Annotated in this window: 20 protein-coding genes; 17 read left to right on the top strand and 3 right to left on the bottom strand. The window is 48.1% G+C overall.

The window, feature by feature from the left end; translation table 11 throughout:
• The first annotated feature begins 20 nt into the window (after positions 1 to 20).
• The 8 genes from BLA28_RS34470 (at position 21) to BLA28_RS29080 (ending at position 7,656) form a co-directional block, all read left to right on the top strand.
• Positions 21 to 518 carry a 4Fe-4S binding protein gene (locus BLA28_RS34470; RefSeq protein WP_069157253.1) on the top strand — a complete coding sequence of 166 codons (498 nt, stop codon included), beginning with the start codon at positions 21 to 23 and terminating at the stop codon, positions 516 to 518.
• Complete coding sequence (gene hypF / locus BLA28_RS29115) at positions 515 to 2,884, top strand: carbamoyltransferase HypF (RefSeq protein ID WP_069157254.1); 2,370 nt, start codon at positions 515 to 517, stop codon at positions 2,882 to 2,884. Before BLA28_RS34470 ends, hypF begins: the two co-directional genes overlap by 4 nt.
• Entirely contained in the window at positions 2,875 to 3,105 is a 231-nt protein-coding gene (locus BLA28_RS29110; RefSeq protein ID WP_069157255.1) for a HypC/HybG/HupF family hydrogenase formation chaperone, read from the top strand. The genes hypF and BLA28_RS29110 overlap by 10 nt, the downstream gene beginning before the upstream one ends.
• Positions 3,089 to 4,165 (top strand): hydrogenase formation protein HypD, encoded by a 1,077-nt coding sequence (gene hypD / locus BLA28_RS29105; protein WP_069157256.1) that lies wholly within the window; start codon positions 3,089 to 3,091, stop codon positions 4,163 to 4,165. The genes BLA28_RS29110 and hypD overlap by 17 nt, the downstream gene beginning before the upstream one ends.
• Positions 4,166 to 4,192: 27 nt before the next feature.
• Complete coding sequence (gene hypE, locus BLA28_RS29100) at positions 4,193 to 5,179, top strand: hydrogenase expression/formation protein HypE (RefSeq protein ID WP_069157257.1); 987 nt, start codon at positions 4,193 to 4,195, stop codon at positions 5,177 to 5,179.
• A 127-nt stretch (positions 5,180 to 5,306) separates the two neighbouring features.
• Positions 5,307 to 6,200 (top strand): S1 RNA-binding domain-containing protein, encoded by an 894-nt coding sequence (locus BLA28_RS29095; RefSeq protein WP_069157258.1) that lies wholly within the window; start codon positions 5,307 to 5,309, stop codon positions 6,198 to 6,200.
• A 42-nt stretch (positions 6,201 to 6,242) separates the two neighbouring features.
• Complete coding sequence (locus tag BLA28_RS29090; protein ID WP_009253160.1) at positions 6,243 to 6,512, top strand: acylphosphatase; 270 nt, start codon at positions 6,243 to 6,245, stop codon at positions 6,510 to 6,512.
• 319 nt (positions 6,513 to 6,831) lie between these two features.
• Positions 6,832 to 7,656, top strand: a complete 825-nt coding sequence (locus tag BLA28_RS29080) for a linear amide C-N hydrolase (RefSeq protein WP_069157260.1) — start codon at positions 6,832 to 6,834, stop codon at positions 7,654 to 7,656.
• 135 nt (positions 7,657 to 7,791) lie between these two features.
• Here BLA28_RS29080 and BLA28_RS33270 read toward each other — a convergent pair whose 3' ends face one another.
• Positions 7,792 to 8,511, bottom strand: coding sequence for a collagen-like protein (locus BLA28_RS33270; RefSeq protein WP_081329979.1), 720 nt, complete (start codon positions 8,509 to 8,511; stop codon positions 7,792 to 7,794).
• Between the two features lie 56 nt (positions 8,512 to 8,567).
• Here BLA28_RS33270 and BLA28_RS33885 point away from each other — a divergent pair, with 56 nt between their 5' ends.
• The 5 genes from BLA28_RS33885 (at position 8,568) to BLA28_RS29045 (ending at position 11,903) form a co-directional block, all read left to right on the top strand.
• Positions 8,568 to 8,747: a hypothetical protein gene (locus tag BLA28_RS33885; protein ID WP_044970591.1), complete on the top strand. Its 180-nt coding sequence runs from the start codon at positions 8,568 to 8,570 to the stop codon at positions 8,745 to 8,747.
• A complete protein-coding gene (locus BLA28_RS29060) occupies positions 8,707 to 9,468 on the top strand; it encodes a YcxB family protein (protein ID WP_141702920.1) in 762 nt (253 codons plus the stop codon). Before BLA28_RS33885 ends, BLA28_RS29060 begins: the two co-directional genes overlap by 41 nt.
• A gap of 99 nt (positions 9,469 to 9,567) precedes the next feature.
• Positions 9,568 to 10,209, top strand: coding sequence for a GNAT family N-acetyltransferase (locus BLA28_RS29055; RefSeq protein ID WP_069157262.1), 642 nt, complete (start codon positions 9,568 to 9,570; stop codon positions 10,207 to 10,209).
• Positions 10,210 to 10,345: 136 nt separating this feature from the next.
• The gene (locus BLA28_RS29050) at positions 10,346 to 11,695 is read left to right on the top strand and encodes a serine hydrolase domain-containing protein (RefSeq protein ID WP_071699675.1); all 1,350 of its coding nucleotides are present in this window, start codon (positions 10,346 to 10,348) and stop codon (positions 11,693 to 11,695) included.
• Between the two features lie 10 nt (positions 11,696 to 11,705).
• Positions 11,706 to 11,903 (top strand): class I SAM-dependent methyltransferase, encoded by a 198-nt coding sequence (locus BLA28_RS29045; RefSeq protein WP_069157264.1) that lies wholly within the window; start codon positions 11,706 to 11,708, stop codon positions 11,901 to 11,903.
• Positions 11,904 to 11,976: 73 nt separating this feature from the next.
• Here the strand turns inward: BLA28_RS29045 and BLA28_RS29040 are convergent, their stop codons facing one another.
• Positions 11,977 to 12,582, bottom strand: a complete 606-nt coding sequence (locus BLA28_RS29040) for an HD domain-containing protein (RefSeq protein WP_069157265.1) — start codon at positions 12,580 to 12,582, stop codon at positions 11,977 to 11,979.
• Positions 12,583 to 12,857: 275 nt separating this feature from the next.
• On the opposite strand from BLA28_RS29040, the gene BLA28_RS29035 reads away from it, so the two are divergent.
• The gene (locus BLA28_RS29035; protein WP_009253151.1) at positions 12,858 to 13,268 is read left to right on the top strand and encodes an ester cyclase; all 411 of its coding nucleotides are present in this window, start codon (positions 12,858 to 12,860) and stop codon (positions 13,266 to 13,268) included.
• Positions 13,269 to 13,311: 43 nt separating this feature from the next.
• On the opposite strand, the gene argS is transcribed toward BLA28_RS29035, so the two are convergent.
• The gene (gene argS / locus BLA28_RS29030) at positions 13,312 to 15,033 is read right to left on the bottom strand and encodes an arginine--tRNA ligase (RefSeq protein WP_069157266.1); all 1,722 of its coding nucleotides are present in this window, start codon (positions 15,031 to 15,033) and stop codon (positions 13,312 to 13,314) included.
• Between the two features lie 590 nt (positions 15,034 to 15,623).
• Between argS and BLA28_RS29025 the strand changes: the two genes are divergently transcribed.
• From BLA28_RS29025 to BLA28_RS29015, 3 genes are all read left to right on the top strand, one after another.
• A complete protein-coding gene (locus tag BLA28_RS29025; protein ID WP_069157267.1) occupies positions 15,624 to 15,995 on the top strand; it encodes a hypothetical protein in 372 nt (123 codons plus the stop codon).
• A 41-nt stretch (positions 15,996 to 16,036) separates the two neighbouring features.
• Positions 16,037 to 20,359, top strand: coding sequence for a leucine-rich repeat domain-containing protein (locus BLA28_RS29020; protein WP_069157268.1), 4,323 nt, complete (start codon positions 16,037 to 16,039; stop codon positions 20,357 to 20,359).
• Between the two features lie 413 nt (positions 20,360 to 20,772).
• Positions 20,773 to 21,144, top strand: coding sequence for a hypothetical protein (locus BLA28_RS29015; protein ID WP_069157269.1), 372 nt, complete (start codon positions 20,773 to 20,775; stop codon positions 21,142 to 21,144).
• The last annotated feature ends 31 nt before the right edge of the window (positions 21,145 to 21,175 follow it).

Genomic DNA, 21,175 nt, shown 5'->3' with positions numbered 1-21,175 from the left:
AGGGGAAGGAGCGTAATACAATGAAGCAAATGAACACAATGAAATTTACAAGCGTGGCTTTGAAGAACCTGTTCAGCAAGCCTGCAACAAGACCGTATCCGGAGCAGCCAAGGGAGTATCCCGACAGGACGAGAGGGCATGTGGAAGTCGATATAGATACCTGTGTACTCTGCAGCCTCTGCGCCCGGAAATGCCCCACGGGGGCCATTACCGTGGACAGGGCCGCCAAGCTGTGGGAAATCGAAAGATTCGGCTGCATCCAGTGCGGGTGCTGCGTGGAAACCTGCCCGAAGAAATGTCTGTCCATGAAGCAGAGCTATACTGAGCCGGATGGAACGAAGAAGACGGACAGCTTTATTAAGACTAATATGCCGGAACCTGCGGCAAAGCCCGCTGTGAAACCGGCGGCTCAGCCCGCAGCCGGACAGGAAGCGGTAAAGCCTGCGGCTAAAGCGGAAGCTGCTCAGCCTGCCGCAAAGCCGGAAGCGGTACAGACAGCGGGGCAGGAGCATACATGAGATATGAAATTACCATTCTGGGCGTGGTACAGGGAGTCGGTTACCGGCCCTTTGTGGCAGCCCTGGCTGAACAACTTCATATCAAGGGAAGTGTCCGCAACAGCGGCGGAGTGGTAAGGATAGATGCGTTTGGAGATGCGGAGGCGATGGATAACTTTATCTGTCGCCTTCGTTCATATGCGCCTCCGGCGGCCAGAGTGGACCGGGTCCAGGCGGAGAGGGCAGAAAAGGAAGGTTCCTGTCCTTCTGATTTCCGGATTGTGGAAAGCGAGGCGGAGAATCGTGCGGATCTTCCTCTTCTTCCGCCGGATCTGCCGGTCTGTGAAGAATGTCTTGCAGAAATGAAAAAGCCGGGAGATGGCAGATACCGTTATCCTTTTATCAGCTGCGTAAACTGCGGCCCCCGCTACAGTATTATGGAGGCGGTCCCTTACGACAGGGATCATATCACCATGAGGGAATTTGCCATGTGCCCTTCCTGCAGAAAAGAGTATGCACAGATGGGAAACCGGCGCCGCCATGCACAGACTATATCCTGTCATGACTGCGGCCCTCAGCTTTGCTGGAAGGCCCGGGGAGATGAAGGCGCTGTTGTATACAGGGAAAAGGAAGAGGCGCTGGAGGAGGCCCTGTCTGTTTTGCAAAGAGGCGGGGTGATAGCCCTGAAGGGAATCGGCGGCTATCAGTTTTCCTGCCGTCCGGATAATGCGGATTCCGTGGATCGGCTTCGGCAGCTCAAGCACAGGGATAAAAAGCCCTTTGCCGTTATGTTTCCTTCCATGGAAAGCATACGTGAGATGTGTATGGTTTCAGAACAGGAGGAAGCACTGCTTCTTTCACAGGCCCGGCCGATTGTGCTTCTGAATCTGAAAAAGGGCAGGTACGGCTTCGCATCGGGAGTGAGCGGTGAGAGCCGGTTCCTGGGAGCCTTTCTTCCTTACACGGGGCTGCATCAGATGCTTACCGAAGCCGCCGGGCCTCTGGTGATGACCAGCGGCAATGTGACGGATGAACCTATACTGACCTCGGATGAGGAAATGGAAGAGCTTTGGAAGCAGCAGCCGATGCTGCTTGAAGGAATCGCGTGGAATGATAGAAAAATTGTGACTCCCCTGGATGATTCCCTGATGCGGATAACGGGTGGGCGGCCTCAGCTTCTGCGGCGGAGCAGAGGCTTTGTCCCGGCTCCTGTCGCCCTTCCGGGAAAATGTCTGGTTCCGGTGCTTGCCATGGGAGGGGATTTGAAAGCTTGCTTCTGTCTGGCTTACCGGAAGAGGGGATATATGAGCCAGTATTTCGGCGATATGGAAAGCTACAAGGTGTTCCGTACCTTCCTGCAGGCTACGGAGCACATGGAGAAGCTGTTCGGAATGGTACCCGGAGCGGTGGCATGCGATCTTCATCCGGGATATGCGACAGCCGGGGAGGCGGCACGCCTTGCGGAAGAAAGGAATCTGCCGCTGTTTCCTTTCCAGCATCATCATTCCCATGCGGCATCCGTGATGGCGGAACATGGTCTGCGCCGCTGCATAGCCGTTGTTTTTGACGGTACAGGCTATGGAACGGACGGAACGGTTTGGGGAGGGGAATTTCTGCTGTGTGAGGGCGGTTCCTTTCTCCGTGCGGGGCATCTGGAAGAAACGGAGCTGGCTGGCGGCGATTCTTCGGCAAAGGATGCCGGGCTCACCGCTCTCTGCCATCTTTATCAGGCCGGATGTGAGCTTTCGAAGGGAAAAACAGAGAATGACCGGCCTGAGGAGGAACTCAGAGAGAAAATGGTCCGTGCTGCGGTTTCCAATCATATCAATACGGAAAAAAGCAGCAGCGTGGGACGGCTTTTTGATGCGGTGAGCGCACTTCTGGGAATCAGGGAATACAACAGCTATGAAGGGGAATGTGCCATAGCCCTGGAGAATGCGGCGGCCCGGGCGATAGAGAAGAATGCGGCCCCGCCGGAGCTTTACTTTCCCATTCGGGAGGAAGAAGAAATCCTTCTGGCTGACAGGAAAGAAATAATACGTAAAATTTTCCGGGAGACAAGAGCAGCAAAGACGTGGTATAAAGAGGAAGAGAGGGCGGAGGCCCTGGCTCTCGGCTTCCATGAAGCGGTTTCCTGTATGGTGCTGGAAATGTGCCGCAGGATCCGGGAAAGATTTCATGAGGATAAGGTGGCTTTAAGCGGCGGTGTCTTTGCCAATGTGATTCTGCAGGAAAGATGCCGGAGCCTTCTGGAAGAACAGGGGTTCCGGGTATATGTGAATGAACAGGTGCCGGGAAATGACGGCGGGATCGCTTTGGGACAGGCCTGGCTGGCAGCGGAAAGGCTGATGGATGAGAAGGATCGAGGAGGTCAGATATGTGTGTAGCATTGCCCGGAAGGGTTGTTGAGATAGAAGGGACCACCGCAGTGGTGGATTTCCAGGGAAACAGGGTGCGCGCGGAGGCGGGCCTGGTTTGCGTAAAACCGGGAGACAGCGTGCTTGTGCATGCCGGCTGTATATTGCAGGTGCTTTCGGAAGAAGAAGGAAAGCAGCTCACAGAGCTTTTTGAGGAATTGGAGGAAGCGGCCGGTGAAGGAAATAATTGAATATCTGCAGAGCTATCAGGGCCGCACGCTGAAGCTGATGGAGGTCTGCGGCACGCATACGGCGGAAATCAGCCGCAATGGGATACCGGGGCTGCTTCCTCCTTCTATTCAGTTGGTTTCCGGCCCGGGCTGCCCTGTCTGCGTGACGGTGACGGAATACATCGACCGCCTGATCCTGCTGGGTAAGGAGCCGGGCAATATCGTGGTTACCTTTGGGGATATGCTGCGTGTCCCGGGCAGCCGCCAGAGCCTGAGCGAAGCCAGGGCGGAAGGCTGTCAGGTGAGAATGGTTTATTCCCCCATGGATATGCTCAAGCTTGCCGGTGAGGATCCGGGGCACACATATATTTTTGCGGCGGTAGGATTTGAAACCACTACGCCGGTATATGCCATGCTGCTGAAAAATGCATTGGCCGGCGGCATTAAAAATATCCGTCTGCTCACATCCTTAAAGGTTATGCCTCCGGTCATTGACTGGATCTGCGGGGAAAAGCAGGAAAACAGCATTGACGGCTTCCTTGCGCCGGGCCATGTGAGTGTGATCACCGGAAGCCGGGCATTTGAAGGCCTGGCTGAAAAATACGGGATCCCCTTTGTGGTAGCAGGATTCGAAGGGGAACAGATTCTGGCGGCCATTGCGGCTTTGGTTAAGCTTCGGGGTGTGGGGAAGACGATAAATATGTATACCAGTGCGGTTACCAGAGAAGGAAATCTGACAGCCCAGGCTGCGGTGGAGGAATATTTTGAACCTGCGGACGCTGCCTGGCGGGGGATGGGAGTGATACCCGGTTCCGGAATGGTACTGCGTAAGAAATACGAAGCCTTCGATGCAGGCAGCAGAGAGCTCATGGAAGACAGGGAAAAGAATAAGGGCTGCTGCTGCGCCGGAGTGCTTACCGGAAAAGTACGTCCCGCCCAGTGTCCGCTGTTCGGAAAGGTATGCACTCCCCAGACACCTCAGGGAGCCTGTATGGTTTCTACGGAAGGCAGCTGTTTTAACAGCTTTAACAGCATCCTTCCGGAAGCATCAGCTTCTAATATAGAAGCCGGGGATAAATAATCGCATGATCGGAGAAAAGGAATAGAAATGAAAATAACAATGGCGCACGGCAGCGGCGGAAGGGCGACTTCCCAGCTGATTACCGGCATTTTTGAAAAAAATTTTAATAATGATATTTTATCCCGGATGGAGGATTCCGCCGTGGTAGCGGGGAGCGGCAGGCTTGCGGTAACCACGGACAGCTTTGTGGTAAATCCCCTGTTTTTTCCGGGAGGAGATATCGGAAAGCTGTCCGTCTGCGGCACCGTGAATGATTTGCTCATGAGCGGGGCCTGCCCCAAATATCTGACCTGCGGTTTCATACTGGAGGAGGGCGCGGACAGTGAGGAATTGGAAAAGATCGCCGCGTCCATGGCACAGACGGCCCGGGAGGCCGGCGTGACGATAGTGGCGGGAGATACCAAGGTGATAGAAGGCAGCGGAGGAATCTATATCAATACTGCCGGAGTCGGCTTTGTTCCGGAGGGAGTGCAGATAAGCGCTTCGCTCTGCGAAGAAGGGGATACCGTACTCGTTTCCGGGAACCTGGGAGATCACCATGCCGCCATACTCAGTGCGCGTATGGAAATAACCAACAGCATCGTGAGCGACTGCGCTCCCCTGGGAGAAATGGTCCGTTCCATGCAGGAAGCGGGAGTGCGCATCAAGGCTATGCGTGATGTCACCAGAGGCGGACTCGCCACAGTCCTGCATGAATTTGCTGCTGCCTCCGACTGCTGTGTGGAGCTTACACAGTCCTGCCTTCCGGTATCGGATCAGGTAAAAGGCTTCTGCGGCCTGCTGGGACTGGATCCCCTCTATATGGGAAACGAAGGGAAAATGACCGCGGTTGTGGCAGGAGAAGACGCCGAACTCGCCCTTTCCTGTATGCAGAAAAGCAAATACGGAGAAGCGGCAGCCATTATCGGCCATATTTCCGGTAAGGAAAGAGGAAAGGTGCTGCTCACCACTCCTCTGGGCGGAATACGGGTCATTACGGAGCTCATAGGAGAAGGGCTTCCCAGAATCTGCTAATTGCTGTTTGGCTTATATGGCAGGGGTGAAATCTGAATCCGGGACTCGACAAGAGAGTCAGTTTTATTTATAATAAAGGAAATAACAGAAAGGATGGGACAAGACCGTGGAAGAGAAAAGGGAAACGATGGAAGATTATGCAAAGGAGCTGGAAGCATCCTTCCGTTCCATAAAAGAAGGGGATATTATTACAGGTACCGTCATTGCGGTGAATGAAGAGGAAGCGGTTCTGGATCTGCAGTATTATGCTCAAGGTATTATAAAAGCGGAGGACATGAGCGGCGATCCCGGATTTAATATCCTTGAGGATGTGAAGGTAGGCGACGAAATAGAGGCTACCGTGGTAAAGACAGATGACGGCGAAGGAAATATAAAGCTCTCCAAAAAAGAAGCGGTACAGGTGCTGGCCTGGGATATACTCAAAGGCTACATGGCAGAGAACAAGAATATCCAGGTAAAAATCAGTGAAATCGTAAAGGCCGGCGCAGTGGCTTTTGTGGAAGGGATCCGTGGTTTTATTCCCGCGTCCCAGCTGTCCCTGACCTATGTTGAGGATTTGGAGCCCTGGCTCGGAAGAGAGCTGGAGGTTCGGGTAATTACCGTGGATGAGGAAAAGAACAAGCTGGTTCTCTCCGCCAAGGTAATTGAGAAAGAGCGTGCAGTGGAGGATATCAACCATAAGATTTCCATGCTGGTTCCGGGCAGTATCCTGGAGGGAGTTGTGGAAAGCCTGATGCCTTACGGTGCATTTGTCAGCCTGCCTGATGGTTTGAGCGGACTCGTACACATTTCCCAGATCAGTCAGAAGAGAATTAAAAAGCCTTCCGAAGTTCTTACTGTAGGGGATAAAGTAAAGGCCAAGGTGCTGAATACCAATGACAATAAAATAAGCCTCAGCATAAAAGCTGTGGAGGAAAATTCGGAAGCCGATGAGATGGAAGCCCATCAGGCGGCAGAGTACAGCTCCAAAGAAGAAGCCACCACTTCACTGGGCGATTTGTTCAAGAATCTGAAGTTCTGAGGAAGAAGAACAGATTTGCGCAAGGTAAGGAAAGGAAGACCCATGGAAATCAGAAAGCATATGATTTTTTCCGGGGAGGTACAGGGAGTGGGCTTTCGCTATACGGCCTATATGGCGGCCAGGGAATTGGGCCTGACCGGCTGGGTGGCTAATCTGTCAGATGGCAGAGTGGAGATGGAGGTACAGGGAACGCAGAAAGAAATCCTTCATCTTGTAGACAAAATCAAGAGGGGCAAGTGGATTGAAATCCTCAGCATAGAGGAAGAACAGATCCCTCTTAAAGAGGAAGAAATATTCCGCATTGCCAATTGACGCAATGTAAGAAAAACGGGCCTGCTATCCATAAAAAGGAATGGCAGGCCCGTTTACCGGTTAAAGGACGGCGCGCTGACAGGAACTGTTCTGTTGCTTTCCGAGGCTGCCGATACGGAATAAAGGAAACAGGGCAAGCTATTAAGAAAGGAGACTCATTTTTGATTCTGAAAAATGTTATAGGTGGAGTCATCGAAATGTATGATGGTATCATATGGACATAGTTTAGGAAAGCGGTGAAGCCGATGAAAAAATAACTGAACAATTTTCTGAAACTCTAAGTATATGACATAATGATATCTCAAAAGGAGGTTCCAAAATGTGTACAAGTTTTGCAGTATACAGTCAGCAAAAACCTGTCTACGGTATGAATTTTGATACGGATGATATTGATTTAAAACTGAAGGTTAATAGTTATAAGGATAAGAACTTATTTTACTTTTCCGGATTTGCAGGTAACAAATACAGGGATATCGCTGGCTTTAACAGCGAGGGCCTTTTTATATGTACCCAGGCAGTAGATTATGGCCCGGGGTTCAAAGCAGGTTGTGACGAAAATGACTGGTTTGCTTTTGATGTTTTTGATGAGGCGCTGAAGGAAACAAAAAAAGCATCTGAATTTTTTGAAATCCTTAATAAAAGAGTAATCGCATATCCCAGGAATCCACTATACCCGGATTTAGGGTTACATACTATTATCGCCGATAAGACTGGTGATGCATTTATTCTGGAAGAAGGAAGTAATACAAATGCAGTAAGTCCTATTTATAATGATTTTATTGTTATGACTAATTTCCCGAATGGGAAATTTAAAGAAACAAATTATAAGGAAGTACATGGAATAGGTGCTGACAGATATATTTGTGCCTATGAATATATTAATAATAATAATGACAGCTTTGGAATAAAGGAAGCCTTTGAAGTTTTAAATAAAACCAGTCAGGAGAATACTCTTTGTACAATAGTATATGAACCATTAAAAAATGAAATTTATATAAGCTTCAAAAAAGATTTAAGAAAAAAATGGAAGATTTCTCTTATGGATAAAACAATTCAATCGCTGGATGGATTTTTAAGCAATAGTAAAATTCAATTTACAAATGGGGAAATATATGTGAAAGATCTTACTGCTTTATATAAGTGAAAACTGTTTTAAGTCGAGTATCGTGGGGAAGTAAGTTTAATGAACATCAGTCTTTAATGTGTAATCCGCTAATTACTTGGGAGGAATAAAACGGGCCTGCTATCCATAAAAAGGAATGGCAGGCCCGTTTATTGGTTAAAGAACGGCGACAGGATAAATGGAGACGGCTCCGGTGATATCTATATTACGTACCGTGTCAGGGTAAGTAAGCAAAAGGGAAAAATCCAGAGGTTCATAAAGGGCTTCATTGGTCAGAAAGGAGGCGCTGGCAGAAGCTGTCCTGCCGCTTCCCGCAGCTGCCAGTACGGAATAAAGGAAACGGGGCGAGCCATTAAGATAGGGCAGGAGCTGATAGTAATTTCCGGCATCCGGTACCGCCAGGAAAACAAAAGAAATCATGTAAACATATCCCGGCATAAACTGTATGGTTTCATCAGTGGGCAGACTGGTGAGTCCCCCGGCACCCCAGACAGGATAATAGGGAAGGTAATTATGGCTGGGAGGAGATGCAGCGATTCCATATTGAGCGTAGGCAGTATTTTTCCAGCCTTCCGTACCGGGAGGCCCCTGTTCCCCTCTGGCCCCGGGCAGGCCTTGTGGGCCGGGTATGCCCTGCGGTCCGGCAGGGCCTTGCGGTCCCTGTTTGCCTCGTGGGCCGATGAAACCCTGAGGGCCCTGTTCTCCCCGGAGACCGGCAGGCCCCTGCTCTCCCCTGGGGCCTCTTTCCCCCGGGATGCCTTGTGGACCGGGAGGCCCCTGAGGGCCGGGCGGCCCCTGCCGGCATTGGGTGCAGCCGCAGGAACCGCATGAATTGCAGCAGGAGGAATTATTTCTATTGTAATTGGAAGAATTCATTTTTCATTCCCATCCGATTATGGTATTCTATTTTATAGTATGTGGAAGATAGGGAAATGACAAATCGGAAAGTAAAATTAAAGGTGGACGGCCGGGAGGCTTTCTATTATAATTTTATTTACATACATAATTTCTTTATGGCAGAACAGACAGAAAGAAACAGGCTGTTTATGGCCGGTGGAATGAGAGGTAAAAATGGAAGAACAAAAGAACGAGACTATGGAAACAGAAGATAAGGAAGCAGGGGCAGACACTGCGGCAGATCTGGAAGAGACAGTACAGCAGGGAGCAGACGGCCAGCGGACAGATGAAGAAGCAGACGAACCGGGAGCGGATGGGGCGGAAAAGGATGACTCTGAAGCAGATGAGTCCGAAGACGCGGAAGAACCTGGTGAAAACACCAGGACAATACCGCCGATACATCAGGCAGGAACCGGATACCGTATCGGAGGCCAGCTCCTTTTCAAAAATGAATTTACGATCACCAAAGAAGTGTATCTGGAATTTGTGAAAGCATTTATGGGCCAATACCGCAAGCTGTATTATATCATGGGCGGAGTCAGTATTATTCTCGGACTGTTCAGCATCATTGGCGGCGCCTTCAGCTCGGGCATTGTATTCCTTCTTGTGGGTATCATATGTCTGGTAATGCCGTTTTTCCTTTATAAATCCTCTCGAGATAAGAAATTTGCCAAACAGGTGGCGAATAACGGGGGAAAACCTCTGGAGAGAAGAATCAGCTTTTATTCCGACGCTCTCGAAATCTTTTCCAACAACGGCGCTCATTCTGTATTTGAGTATTCGGCGATTACAAAGATTATCAGTTCCAAGAATCTGTATGTCCTGGTGATCCAGAAGAAGCTGTCTCTTCTTGTACCTAAGGACAGTTTTGTCATGGGGAACTTAGAAGAATGGAAAGTGTTCATGATGCTGCAGGGAGACTGGAAAATCAAATAAGAGTGGTATGCAGGATGTCAGACGGAAAACGGTCCGTTTATGATGTCCTGCTTTTTTTGTATCAGGTAACAGAGGAAATGGTAATAAAAGGAGTATAGGATGTACGAGGAAATTCCGGATCTGAATTTGTTCATGGTTTGCGAAGTACCGAAGAAGGAAGCTTATGCTTGTCTGCCTGAAGGGTATTACTTTGATTCATGCAGGAGGGATGAGCTTGACCTGTGGAAAAGAATGCCTTTTGACGAGGGAGAACAGGCGGAAGCGTTTTTCGGCTATATGACAGATTATTTTCAGAAGGTATATGGAGAAAAAGAAGATTTATTCTATTCACAGTGCCTGTTTGTGAGGGATAGTGAGGGGAATCCTGTAGGAACCGGCTTTATCTGGAAGTCCTATGGAAAAATAAATACCCTGCACTGGCTTAAGGTAAAAAAGGGCTGTGAAGGCAGCGGAATAGGAAGAGCCCTTATTACAAAGCTGTTGTCGGAACTTGGAGCGAATGATTTTCCCGTATATCTGCACACGCAGCCGTCAAGCTATAGAGCTATTAAATTGTATACGGATTTTGGTTTTGCGTTTCTTACGGACAAGAGAATCGGATATCGGGAAAACGGACTGGAGGAAAGCCTGCCGGTGCTGATGCGTCATATGCCGGAGGAAGATTATAAAAGACTGCGCTTCCGCTCTGTGCCGGAAAGCTTTCTGGAGGCTGTATTGTCATCGGAGATAAACGAGTTCTGAAAATATTGATATTGACGGGGGACGCATGATGGTTTGGCGAGTATGACACATATGAAATTGCCTACGATTTTAATGAAGAATACGGAAAAAAGAATGGAAACAAAAAGAATTATAATGAAATAAGGAGGATGAAGCCTTGTCATTTGCAGGTTTTATACAGGAATGCAGCAAAAATGAAAATACGAATATCACACATGCCCTGTATATTTCGGAGAGCAGTGTGATGGGGGAATATGTCAGATATCCCTATAAAATGGATTCCCTAAAACTGTTTTTCTCCATGACTAAAACCTTTTCGGGACTTGCAACAGGAATTGCCTGGGATTTGGGTCTGCTGCATATGGATGATTCTATTATCGGTTTTTTCCCGGAGGAGTGTCCGGAGACACCGGATGAAAATCTGAGCAGGATTACGGTTCAGCATTTGCTGACCATGTCCTGCGGGATTCATGAAAATACTTATTCGGATCTATTTGTTCAGGATAATTGGGTGAAAGCCTTTCTGAAACAGTTATTTCCCCATGAGCCGGGAACCTTTTACAGGTACAGCACCCATTGCTCCCATATGCTGTCCGCCATTATCATGAAAGTGTCGGGCCTGTCTCTGGAACAGTTCCTGAACCGGTATTTATTTTATCCCATGGAGATTTATGAGGCTCAATGGGAGCTGTCTCCGGAAAAGCTGACGGCGGGAGGAATGGGGCTGAGCCTGTATCCCATGTCTCTTGTCAAAATAGCGCAGCTGCTGTTAAAAGAGGGCTCATACAACGGCAGTCAGCTTATATCAAAGGAATATTTGAAGATGGCCGTAACACAGCAAATAATTAAGCAGGATGATATAAACAATCCGGACAGTGAGTTTTCGGGAAACGGATATGGTTATCAATTTCATATCGGTAAGGATGGATATTATCGTATGGATGGTGCTTTTGGGCAGCTGTGCTTAATGTGCCCTGATAAAAAGAAAGCTGTCATTGTGTTTTCCCAGTATTCCAAAACGGAAGCCTTGTTGTCGTTAATTTATAAGCATTTGCTTAATGATACAGAATGCTGCTGCGCCTATATCGAAAATACAAGACCTGAAAAAAACGCTGCTGCCGTGGATGCTGTAATCCCGTGTAGTAATTTCAGGCTTGAAGATAATATTCTGGGAATCAAGTATGTGGAATTTCTTCCATCCTGTAATGAATATCTGGTGAAGCTATGTTATGCGGAATATACCGATACTATCCGTTTTTCACTTTTACAGGAAACCAGCGGGAAAATGAATTTCCTGAAGGACCTGCAGGTTCATAAGCAGGAATATTACTGTGAGGCAGTCTTTAACGAAGCTCTTATACTGAAGATTTATTTCATTGAAACACCGTATGTCGCTGTCTATCGTTTCTCTTTTTATGGGAATAAACTCCGTTTTGAATTTTCGATCAATGTCAGTTTTACTTTAAAAGATTTTGCTGTGGATGGATTTTTAGTTGAAAAGAGGTAAAGGAGGAATTATGGTTCAATCAAAGGGATGGGATTGGGAAAATGCAAATCAGTCGGCATGGCTGAATCCTACGGAGGACAGTTATTATCTGTCGCAGGTATGGAAAGAAAAGGGTTACAGCAAGCTTCTCGATCTGGGAACAGGGCTGGGCCGCCATGCGGTTCATTTTGCAAAGAATGGCGGAATATTGTTCACTGGATTTGCATAACAGACATAAACGTATGTATTATTATGTAAATGCCGTATATTCCCCTGCAGGCCAGTAATACCGACAGCGGCCCTTATATCAGGCTTTCGTAAGAATTTTCCATCACATTCGGCAAAAGGGAATAAATATTACAATGACATAATTCATCAAAGTATTTTTTCAGATTCATAAAAGCCTTCCATTTATCAAGGGTAAATGATGGTAGGCCATGCCTTAGGGCTACATCCACCAGCCTTTTTTCCATAATACAGGCGCCGTTTGGCAGGGATATGGCGTCGCACAGCTGAATCAGCCTGTCATAATCGTCATAGACAACGGCAGAGAGGTAATGATCCAGAAAATCCTTTTCTTCTTCCGAACAATCATATTTTCCGATAAAGGTATTGATATTCTGTATGGGAAAAGAATGTGTCAGACATATCCTGGCAATTTCAGGCTGGTGGAGTTTTGTCATATAACGGTAACCGTCTATGATGTGCATGATAGCCTTGACGCCTTCCCTGCGCCCTATATCGTGCATAAGCCCCATGGAATAGGCACGTTCACTGTCCATACAGTCTGTATGCTCCGCTATCATCCGGGCATTTACGGCAACAGATTTACTGTGCTGTACCCAGGGGCCCGGCATTAAGCCGGCGCCCAATTCCAGTTCTTTTTCCGCTTCTTTGGGAGTAAGCATGATTCCTCCGTTCTGAATATATGTATTTTATATTCTGTTTATTGCCAGGTATTATCCTATAATTTTACCACACGGGCCTTTTGCTGCCAATACATGGATATAATATGAAGTATCAATGATATATCGTTTGTTGTTTTGAAATAATTTGTTTTTTTTATTTGACAGGGAATTCATAATTTATTAGTATAGCAATAATAACTTTCAGCCGGTTATGCTTATAATCCGGTATTCACCGGTATACAGTACGGTATCACGCAGCCATGAGGAGAATAAAAATGGAGAAAAAAGATATTGTTAAATATTTCTATGAAACAATTGTGTCAGAAAATCTGTTGGAGGAACTTCCTCAATTTATCGCAGAAGACTGTGTCGTGAAAGTCGGGGAACAGATAATACCTGTGGGGATAGATGGCATGAAGCAGCACCTTGTTGATGTAAAGAAAACTTACCCCGATTATACCATGAAAATACTTAAGCAATATGCGGACGGTGATTATGTGATCTCTGAATTCATCATGGAAGGAACACATGAAGGAGAGTGGATTGGAATAAAGCCCACACACAAAAGACTGTCCTTCACCGGCGTTGATATTGACAAGGTGGTGGATGGAAAAATAGCTGAGCATGGCGGCGCAGTCAATACTTTCGATACACTGTATGAGGAAAATTTGATTAAGCCGGTATAAAATTTATACCGGCTGTTTGTGGGTGCTGAAAATATGATGGGTTTTACATTAACTCAACCGTATCAATCGCTAAGGTATCAAGGTGCTTTTGCAGCATATCTTTTGTATTTATGCAGAGAGCGAGCCAAGAGGCCTTTTTTTGTCCGTCACTTTCGCTCATAATATGATTTTCATGATAGAATTTTGAGAAAGCCACAGCAATCTGATATGCATTTTCACAGATGATATTTGGTGATTTTTCATTATAGGCGTTTATAAAGGCATTACCGCTCAGGGCCAGCTTCAGCAAAAGCTCCCGCTCGCTTTGAGAATAAATGCCATATGAGTGAGGGGCGGTTAAATCAAAGCTGTCAATTCTTTTGAGTATGGAGTTGATCCGCGCAATCGTATAAAGGAGATAAACACCTGTTTTGCCTTCTGATGCCATGAATTTGTCGATGTCAAACACGCAGTCCTTCGAATAATGATTGATTAAATCACCGAATTTTATCGCTGCTATACCGATTTTTTCTGCCGTTTCTTTTTTAAAATTCATGTCAATATCATCTGTATTTCTCAGTTTTTCATAAGAACAGTTTACCACGGTATCAAGCAGTTCAGATAGCTGCATGATTCCGCCGTCACGGGTTTTAAAAGGTTTTCCGTCCTTGCCGTTTACCGTTCCGAAACACAGATGAGTCAGTTCTGTTGAAGCAGGAACCAGCTCTGCCTTTTGTGCGGTACGGAACACCTGCGTAAAATGCAGATTCTGCCTGAAGTCAACTACATACCAGATCCTGTCAGGCTTAAAATCCTGCTGCCGCTGAAGGATCGTGGCTATATCTGTTGTAACATAGCCTTCAGAACCATTTGATTTTATGATAATGGCAGGCGGAACAGGAGCCTTATCACTTTCACAGGAAACATCCACAACCTGTGCACCTTCACTGGGAACGAGCAAATTTTTTTCAGATAATATCTGAAGTAGTTGCGGTACATATTTACTGGAATCACTTTCTCCATACCAGTAATCGAATGAAACATGTAACCTGTCGAAGGTTTTCCTGATATCCCTGACCGAAACAGAAACCATTTTGCGCCAGGTGTCCATATATTTGATGCTGCCTTTTTGTAATTCAGCGGTTATTGTTCTTGCTTTCTCAAGGAAAGCTTCATCTGATCTGCTCCTTTTGCTTGCAAGGGGATAGAATTCATTCAGCAAATCAGCGGTAATCGGCGGAATCTTGTCTGCATATTTTTCTTCCATTTCTGCGAGAACAAGACCCATCGGTAAGCCCCAATCGCCGAGGTGAACATCGCCGATAGCTTTTCTTCCTGTGGAAATGATGATTCTTTTCAGCGCTTCGCCGATTATGGCGGAACGCAGATGCCCTACATGGAGAGGTTTGGCTACATTGGGATTGCCATAATCAAGGACTATGGTTTCCGGGGCTTCAGTCTGGGGAATCCCTTTATATTTGTCATGAAATATTTGTTCGGCATAGTGTAATAAAAATCCGTCATTAATCGTAATGTTGATAAAACCAGGCGCCATGACTTCTATTTTGCTAATCATTCCGTCAGGCTTAATGAGCGCTGAAACATCGTCTGCAATGCTTAAAGGTGATTTCCTATATAGTTTTGCACCGGTAAAAGCTCCATTGCACTGGAACTGACACAAATCAGGACGGCCGGAAACAACCACTTTTCCAAGCATTTTATCATAACCACAGTTTAAAAAAGCTGTTTCGAAAATTGCTGTAAGTAAATCTGTCAATAATTTCATCCTTTTTCCTCCAAATAAAAAACACCGTCAGGCTGTGTAAACCTGACAGTGTCTGAAAGGAAAAATTCAAATCACTTTCCACAGGTACACAGCACGTAAGCCTGTACCGTAAAAGATACAAGCTTCATCGGCTGCGTCGATTGGAAAGTGAAATAAATAATTTCATAAATATATCCTCGCTTTTAAATTTTGTTTTATACTATAACAGAAGATAATGCGGAATGCAATTTCTTTTTTAATAAAATAATGAACGGAAATGAACGGAAACGGTATACCTATTAGCAGAACGTTCCAAAGAAACATCCTGCTTCATTAATGGGATAAAGCTAAAAACCACATGGTTGTCTGTGATGGATAACTGTGTCATCAGCTTATCTTTCTTCCGGATTTCCCGGTTTGTCTTATTCTCAAATAGCCCTTCTTACACATCTCAACATAAATTCTCTGTCAAGACCATTTTTCTCAAAAACCGGTTTTAATAATGCAATTTCCGGCCAAAAACTGCAAGTTCCGGCCACCTTCTTGCCATCTGATTATATTACTATTATTTTGATAATATAAGGAAATTCACGACAGAAAGGAGATCATACATGTGGAAGGTGATTGTCTGCGACGGTGATGCTGCGGAACGGGAACAGCTGATTGACCTGGCCCGGCAGTGTTTACAGGGAAAAGAAGCGCAGGTAACAGGCTGTACCGATTGGCCGGAGCTGGATGGCATGGTAAAGCAGGCACTGCCGGATGCTGTCATTGTGGCGCAGGACGGCGTGGAAGGCTTAAACACTATCACCAGCGCAAGGAGCCTGGCCAGAAGAATCCTCTGGTTTTCCGATATGGACTTCCGTGTGCAGGCATACCGGCTGTGTGTCCCGTTCTTTTGCCGGAAGCCGGTATCCCGCCAAAAGATGGAGCAGGCAATTTCCAGGCTTATAAACACAAGCCACAAGACGGGAAAGTCATAAATTTACGATAGGAATCAAAAGGATTGGAAGGGAGGAACAAGATGAGAAACAGGAAACATGCACGCGGCCTTTCGCTGCTTCTGTGCGCTGTCCTGCTGGCAGGACAGTTGGGGACAACCATTTATGCGGAAGGAACGGCATCCGATACGGAGGGCCTGTGCGAACACCATCCGGAGCATACGGCAGAATGCGGCTATGTGGAAGCAGTGGAGGGCCATCCCTGTGAACACGTCCACACGGACGACTGTTATACGGATCAATTGATTTGCGGTTATGAGGAAGAAAACATGGAGTCGGCATCAGACAGTGACGCCGCCCATGAACATACGAAGGAATGCTATGAATTGGATTGCCCCCATGAGCGTGGGGAGCATGATGAGGATTGCGGGTACAAAGAGGCTGTGGAGGGCCGCTCCTGCGGCTTTGTCTGTGACGAATGCGGGAAAGAGCCGGAGGTGGACAGCGGGAACAATCCGCCTGTAGCGGAACGGCAGGAGCCGGAACAGGAAGAAACGGAAGATGCGGCGGTATTCACAATCACGGCCTTTGACGTGCTGAACGAGAGGGTACAGGCCAAAACCGTCCCTGTTGGTACGAAGCTGGCTGATTTGAACCTGCCTGCCACACTGGAAGCTTCCGGCTATACCGTGGATGAAACTGTGGAGGATCATATCACCATTCAGGATGTGACTTGGGAACCCGACAACGCGTGGGATGAAACCATCGATGGCGGCTATGTCTTTATGCCTGTTCTTCCAGCCGGTTATACCTGTGCGGAGGACGTGGAGCTGCCGGAAATCTCCGTGCGGATTGGAATGGTGAACTACGCTATGTTAAGTTCTGCGGACGATTATGATACCGGGGATAAGACGGCTTTTCAGGAAATCCTTAACGCACATCCCACCTTAAAGAATATCAGCGGCGTGGATGAAAGCAAGCCGGAAAGTTGGAAAACGGCGGGATTGGTAGTATGGGACAATAGCAGCCCGAAAAGAATTACCAGGTTGCTTCTAAACAGCAAAAGCCTATCCGGGACGCTGAACGTATCTGCTCTGACAGCTCTAACCGATCTGCGATGCGGTAATAATAAGGATCTGATAGCGTTGACTGGGCTGGATCAGCTGGAGAACCTGACCGATCTATACTGTATCAATACCCCGTTGGAGGTACTGGACGTGTCAAAGAATAAGAAACTAACCTCTTTGTATTGTTCCAATACCGGGTTGAAGGCGTTGGATGTGTCAAAGAATACAGATCTGACCATGCTGGACTGCTCATTAAACCAGCTAGAGGAACTGAAGGTGTCCGGCCTGTCGAATTTGGATACTCTGGACTGCAACACTAACCAGCTGAAGGAATTAAACGTGTCTGGCCTGTCGAGCCTGACCGAGTTGTACTGTAACCATAATCAACTGGAGGCACTGGATGTGGCCAACCTGTCGAACCTGGTCACTCTGTACTGCTTCAATAACCAGCTGAAGACACTTGACGTGTCTGGCTTGTCGAACTTGACCTCATTGGAATGTGAAAATAACCCCTTTGCCTCGTTCAAGACAAAGAACGGCACCCTGAATGTTAACCAGACAAAGGGTGGTACGGTAAAGATGAAGGCATTTGATTTCAGCCGCAGCAGGATAACCCTGACGGCTACTCCTGGCACTGGCTTTTCCTTTAAGGAATGGAAGAACCCACCCGTTGGCGCGAATCCAAATGGAAACACGATTTTCTTTGACCTGACCGGCAGCGTGGATATAACCCCGGTCTTTACGGGGAATGATCCTGATGATTCAGACAAAGACGGTTACCATGATGGCGACGTAGAGGTTATCAACCATATAATTGACGACAACGGCCTTTCTGCCACAAGGAATTCCCCGAAAGAATGGGAAGCGGATGGGCTGGTAACATGGAATGACAGTACCGTAAAAAGAATTACAGGATTATTTATAACCGGAAAAGGCCTGAAGGGAAAGCTGGAGGTAGGCGGGCTGACTAACCTGACTACCCTGGACTGCGCCGAGAACGAGTTGACAGGAAAACTGGACGTGGCTAACCTGACTCAGCTGACACTCCTGGACTGCTCCGGGAATAAGTTGACAGGAAAGCTGGATGTGGCTAACCTGACTCAATTGAAACACCTGGACTGCTATAGGAACGAATTGTCTGAAACTCTGGATGTATCCAACCTGACTCAGCTGGAAGATCTGCGCTGCTCCGTGAATAAGCTGACAGGAAAGCTGGACGTGGGCAACCTGATTCAGCTGATCAACCTGGACTGCTCCAATAATAACCTGTCGGGGGAGCTAGATGTGTCCAACCTGACTCAGCTGGAAATACTGTTCTGCTCCAATAATAACCTGTCCGGGAAGTTGGATGTGGCCAAACTGACTAACCTGACCCAACTATTTTGCCAAAATAACCTATTGTCAGGAGAACTGGATGTAGCCAACCTGACTAAACTGGGTGTCCTGAACTGCACCGGTAACCAGCTGTCTGGGAGCCTGGATGTGAGCAGGCTAAAGGATCTGACCTCCCTGCGCTGTGGCAGAAACAAGCTGACAGGAACGCTGGATGTGACAAACCTGACTAAGCTGGAGCAGTTGTACTGCTCCGATAACCTACTGACGGTACTGAATGCGTCCGGCCTAAAGAACCTGACCACTCTGTCCTGCTACTCAAATCCCGGGATGGAGACACTGTACTGCTCCAATACCCAGTTAGGGAGTCTGGATTTATCCGGCCTGACGAACCTGACCGATTTACGCTGCGGTAACATACCCCTTACGTCTTTTACCGCACCGGACGGGAAAAAGCTGACCATGCAATCTGTCGGCGGAGGCAGAGTCATATTTGGAACCGGGGATCCCAATGACACGGGGAATAAGGGCTACGATATCGACACAAAGCAGGTGACCCTGACTGCCGTTCCGGATAACGGAAAGTTTTTTGACGGATGGGTGGGCCTGGTATCCGGCAGCACGAATCCCATTCTGTTCCCTCTGTCGGCAGACGGTATGGCAACAGCAAATTTCAAAGGTTATGAGACCGGAGGGACACCCGCAGACAATAGTGGCAGCTCTGCCCCTGCTCCAATCCCCACTCCGCAGCCATCGCAGCAGGTACAGACGGATACGCCCGCGCTGTCTGTGATTGAAATACCTGTCACCGTAGAGGACGGCACAGCAGCCGGTACGGCAAGCGACAGCAGCACATCGGAAGCCATTACCCGGATTCTGAACGTGGCAAGACAAAAGGGACGGACAAAATACGGGATTGCAGTACAGTATGACGTGACAACTGCGGAGGCCTACGATGGCTTTTCCATCATTATCAGCCGTGCAACCCTTAACAGGCTGATGAATCCGGACAACAAAGTGAAGTACCTGATTATCAACACCTCCATTGTGGATCTGACCTTTGACCTTGCGGCGCTTCGTGAGATTGCGGAGCAATCCACGGGCGACATTACACTGACGGCCACACGGGTAAAAAAACTGGCCGGCGACATGCGGACGGCTGTGGGAGCCCGCCCGGCCTATCAGCTGACTGTGAGTTATACGGGGCAGGACGGCAGGGCAGCCACTGTCCGGGACTTCGGCAGGGGCAGAGTCACTGTGGGCCTTGCCTATACCCCCGCTGCCGGGGAACAGGACGGGAGTCTGTACCTTGTTTATGGAGACGATAGCAGCGCAGCGACATGGTATTACCAGTCCGGCTATGACAAGGGGAGCGGCAGCGTGATTGGCTCCACCGGGCATTTCAGCGTCTATGGTGTGGGATACAAACCAGCCCCGGCTTTCACCGACACGGTTACCCATTGGGCGAAGGCGGACATTGACTTTGCCGCCAGCCGTGGTATGCTGGATGGAACCAGTGACACCATGTTCAGCCCGGATACTGCCATCACACGGGGCATGTTCGTCATGGCTTTAGGGCGGCTTGCAGGGACAGATCCGGCAGCTTATGCTTCTTCAGAACGGTTTTCTGATGTACCTGCCGATGCCGGTTATGCTCCCTATGCGGTATGGGCGGCATCCTGGGGAATTGTGAACGGAACCGGCACGGATACCTTTTCCCCCGACCGTGCCATAACCCGCGAAGAAATGGCAGTTATCATGCAGCGGTATGCAGAAAAGCTGGGGTACATCCTGCCCGTTTCCCGTGAGGCGGAGATTTTTACGGACGGCAATAAGATTACTGGCAGCATGAAAGACGCGGTACGCGCCATGCAGCAGACAGGCGTGATGGGCAGTAAAGGAAACCGCCTGTTTGCCCCGAAGGATACCGTTACCCGAGCCGAGACAGCTGCCATCCTGCGGCGTTTCGTGGAAATCGTTATTAATCCTGCCGCAGCTGGCAGATAGAGCGGTGCCGGGGGCTGGCTGTATGGCAAAAGCAAGCCCATCACCGGCTTGAAATCGGTCCGGTCAGGACCGGGAAATTTGGAGCATATGGCAGAATATATTAGGAAGCCGCCGTTTTACCGTCTGGTAACGGCGGCTTCCGGGTTTATAAGAAAAGGAGAGCGTCACAGTCCTCACAGGGATTGTGGCGCTTATCTATGTCCTCCAAAGTATTACCATAAATACACCCTGGCTGTTATCTGTTCACATATCCCTGCATAAATCCTGTGTCAGGAAAAGTTTATCTTAAAAGTTCGTTTCCATAGTGCAATTTCAGGCCAAAAACTGCAAGTTCCGGCCACCTTCTTGCTATCTGATTATATAACTATTATTTTGAATATATAAGGAAATTCACGACAGAAAGGAGATCATACATGTGGAAGGTAATTGTCTGCGACGGCAATGCTGCGGAACGGGAACAGCTGATTGGCCTGATCCGGCAGTGTTTGCAGGGAAAAGAAGCACAGGTAACAGGCTGTACCGATTGGCTGCAACTGGACGGCATGGTAAAGCAGGCACTGCCGGACGCTGTCATTGTGGCACAAGACGGCGTGGAAGGCTTGAACACCGTCACCAGCGCAAGGAACCTGGCCAGAAGAATCCTCTGGTTTTCCGATATGGACTTCCGTGTACAGGCATACCGGCTGTGTATCCCGTTCTTTTGCCGGAAGCCCGTATCCCGCCAAAAGATGGAGCAGGCAATGTCCAGACTTATAAACACAAGCCCCAAGACGGGAAAGTCATAAATATGCGATAGGAATCAAAAGGATTGGAAGG

The organism is Eisenbergiella tayi, from assembly GCF_001881565.1.
GTDB lineage: Bacteria > Bacillota > Clostridia > Lachnospirales > Lachnospiraceae > Eisenbergiella > Eisenbergiella tayi.
Note: the sequence above shows the minus strand (reverse complement) of the source record. Positions and strands in the feature narration are given on the sequence as shown.

What these genes read in the sequence shown, in the direction of transcription:
- BLA28_RS34470 (WP_069157253.1), top strand. Translation starts at nt 21, where the DNA reads ATGAAGCAAATGAACACAATGAAATTTACAAGCGTGGCTTTGAAGAAC.
- hypF (WP_069157254.1), top strand. Translation starts at nt 515, where the DNA reads ATGAGATATGAAATTACCATTCTGGGCGTGGTACAGGGAGTCGGTTAC.
- BLA28_RS29110 (WP_069157255.1), top strand. Translation starts at nt 2,875, where the DNA reads ATGTGTGTAGCATTGCCCGGAAGGGTTGTTGAGATAGAAGGGACCACC.
- hypE (WP_069157257.1), top strand. Translation starts at nt 4,193, where the DNA reads ATGAAAATAACAATGGCGCACGGCAGCGGCGGAAGGGCGACTTCCCAG.
- BLA28_RS29095 (WP_069157258.1), top strand. Translation starts at nt 5,307, where the DNA reads ATGGAAGATTATGCAAAGGAGCTGGAAGCATCCTTCCGTTCCATAAAA.
- BLA28_RS29090 (WP_009253160.1), top strand. Translation starts at nt 6,243, where the DNA reads ATGGAAATCAGAAAGCATATGATTTTTTCCGGGGAGGTACAGGGAGTG.
- BLA28_RS29080 (WP_069157260.1), top strand. Translation starts at nt 6,832, where the DNA reads ATGTGTACAAGTTTTGCAGTATACAGTCAGCAAAAACCTGTCTACGGT.
- BLA28_RS33270 (WP_081329979.1), bottom strand. Translation starts at nt 8,511, where the DNA reads ATGAATTCTTCCAATTACAATAGAAATAATTCCTCCTGCTGCAATTCA.
- BLA28_RS33885 (WP_044970591.1), top strand. Translation starts at nt 8,568, where the DNA reads ATGACAAATCGGAAAGTAAAATTAAAGGTGGACGGCCGGGAGGCTTTC.
- BLA28_RS29060 (WP_141702920.1), top strand. Translation starts at nt 8,707, where the DNA reads ATGGAAGAACAAAAGAACGAGACTATGGAAACAGAAGATAAGGAAGCA.
- BLA28_RS29055 (WP_069157262.1), top strand. Translation starts at nt 9,568, where the DNA reads ATGTACGAGGAAATTCCGGATCTGAATTTGTTCATGGTTTGCGAAGTA.
- BLA28_RS29045 (WP_069157264.1), top strand. Translation starts at nt 11,706, where the DNA reads ATGGTTCAATCAAAGGGATGGGATTGGGAAAATGCAAATCAGTCGGCA.
- BLA28_RS29040 (WP_069157265.1), bottom strand. Translation starts at nt 12,582, where the DNA reads ATGCTTACTCCCAAAGAAGCGGAAAAAGAACTGGAATTGGGCGCCGGC.
- BLA28_RS29035 (WP_009253151.1), top strand. Translation starts at nt 12,858, where the DNA reads ATGGAGAAAAAAGATATTGTTAAATATTTCTATGAAACAATTGTGTCA.
- argS (WP_069157266.1), bottom strand. Translation starts at nt 15,033, where the DNA reads ATGAAATTATTGACAGATTTACTTACAGCAATTTTCGAAACAGCTTTT.
- BLA28_RS29025 (WP_069157267.1), top strand. Translation starts at nt 15,624, where the DNA reads ATGTGGAAGGTGATTGTCTGCGACGGTGATGCTGCGGAACGGGAACAG.
- BLA28_RS29020 (WP_069157268.1), top strand. Translation starts at nt 16,037, where the DNA reads ATGAGAAACAGGAAACATGCACGCGGCCTTTCGCTGCTTCTGTGCGCT.
- BLA28_RS29015 (WP_069157269.1), top strand. Translation starts at nt 20,773, where the DNA reads ATGTGGAAGGTAATTGTCTGCGACGGCAATGCTGCGGAACGGGAACAG.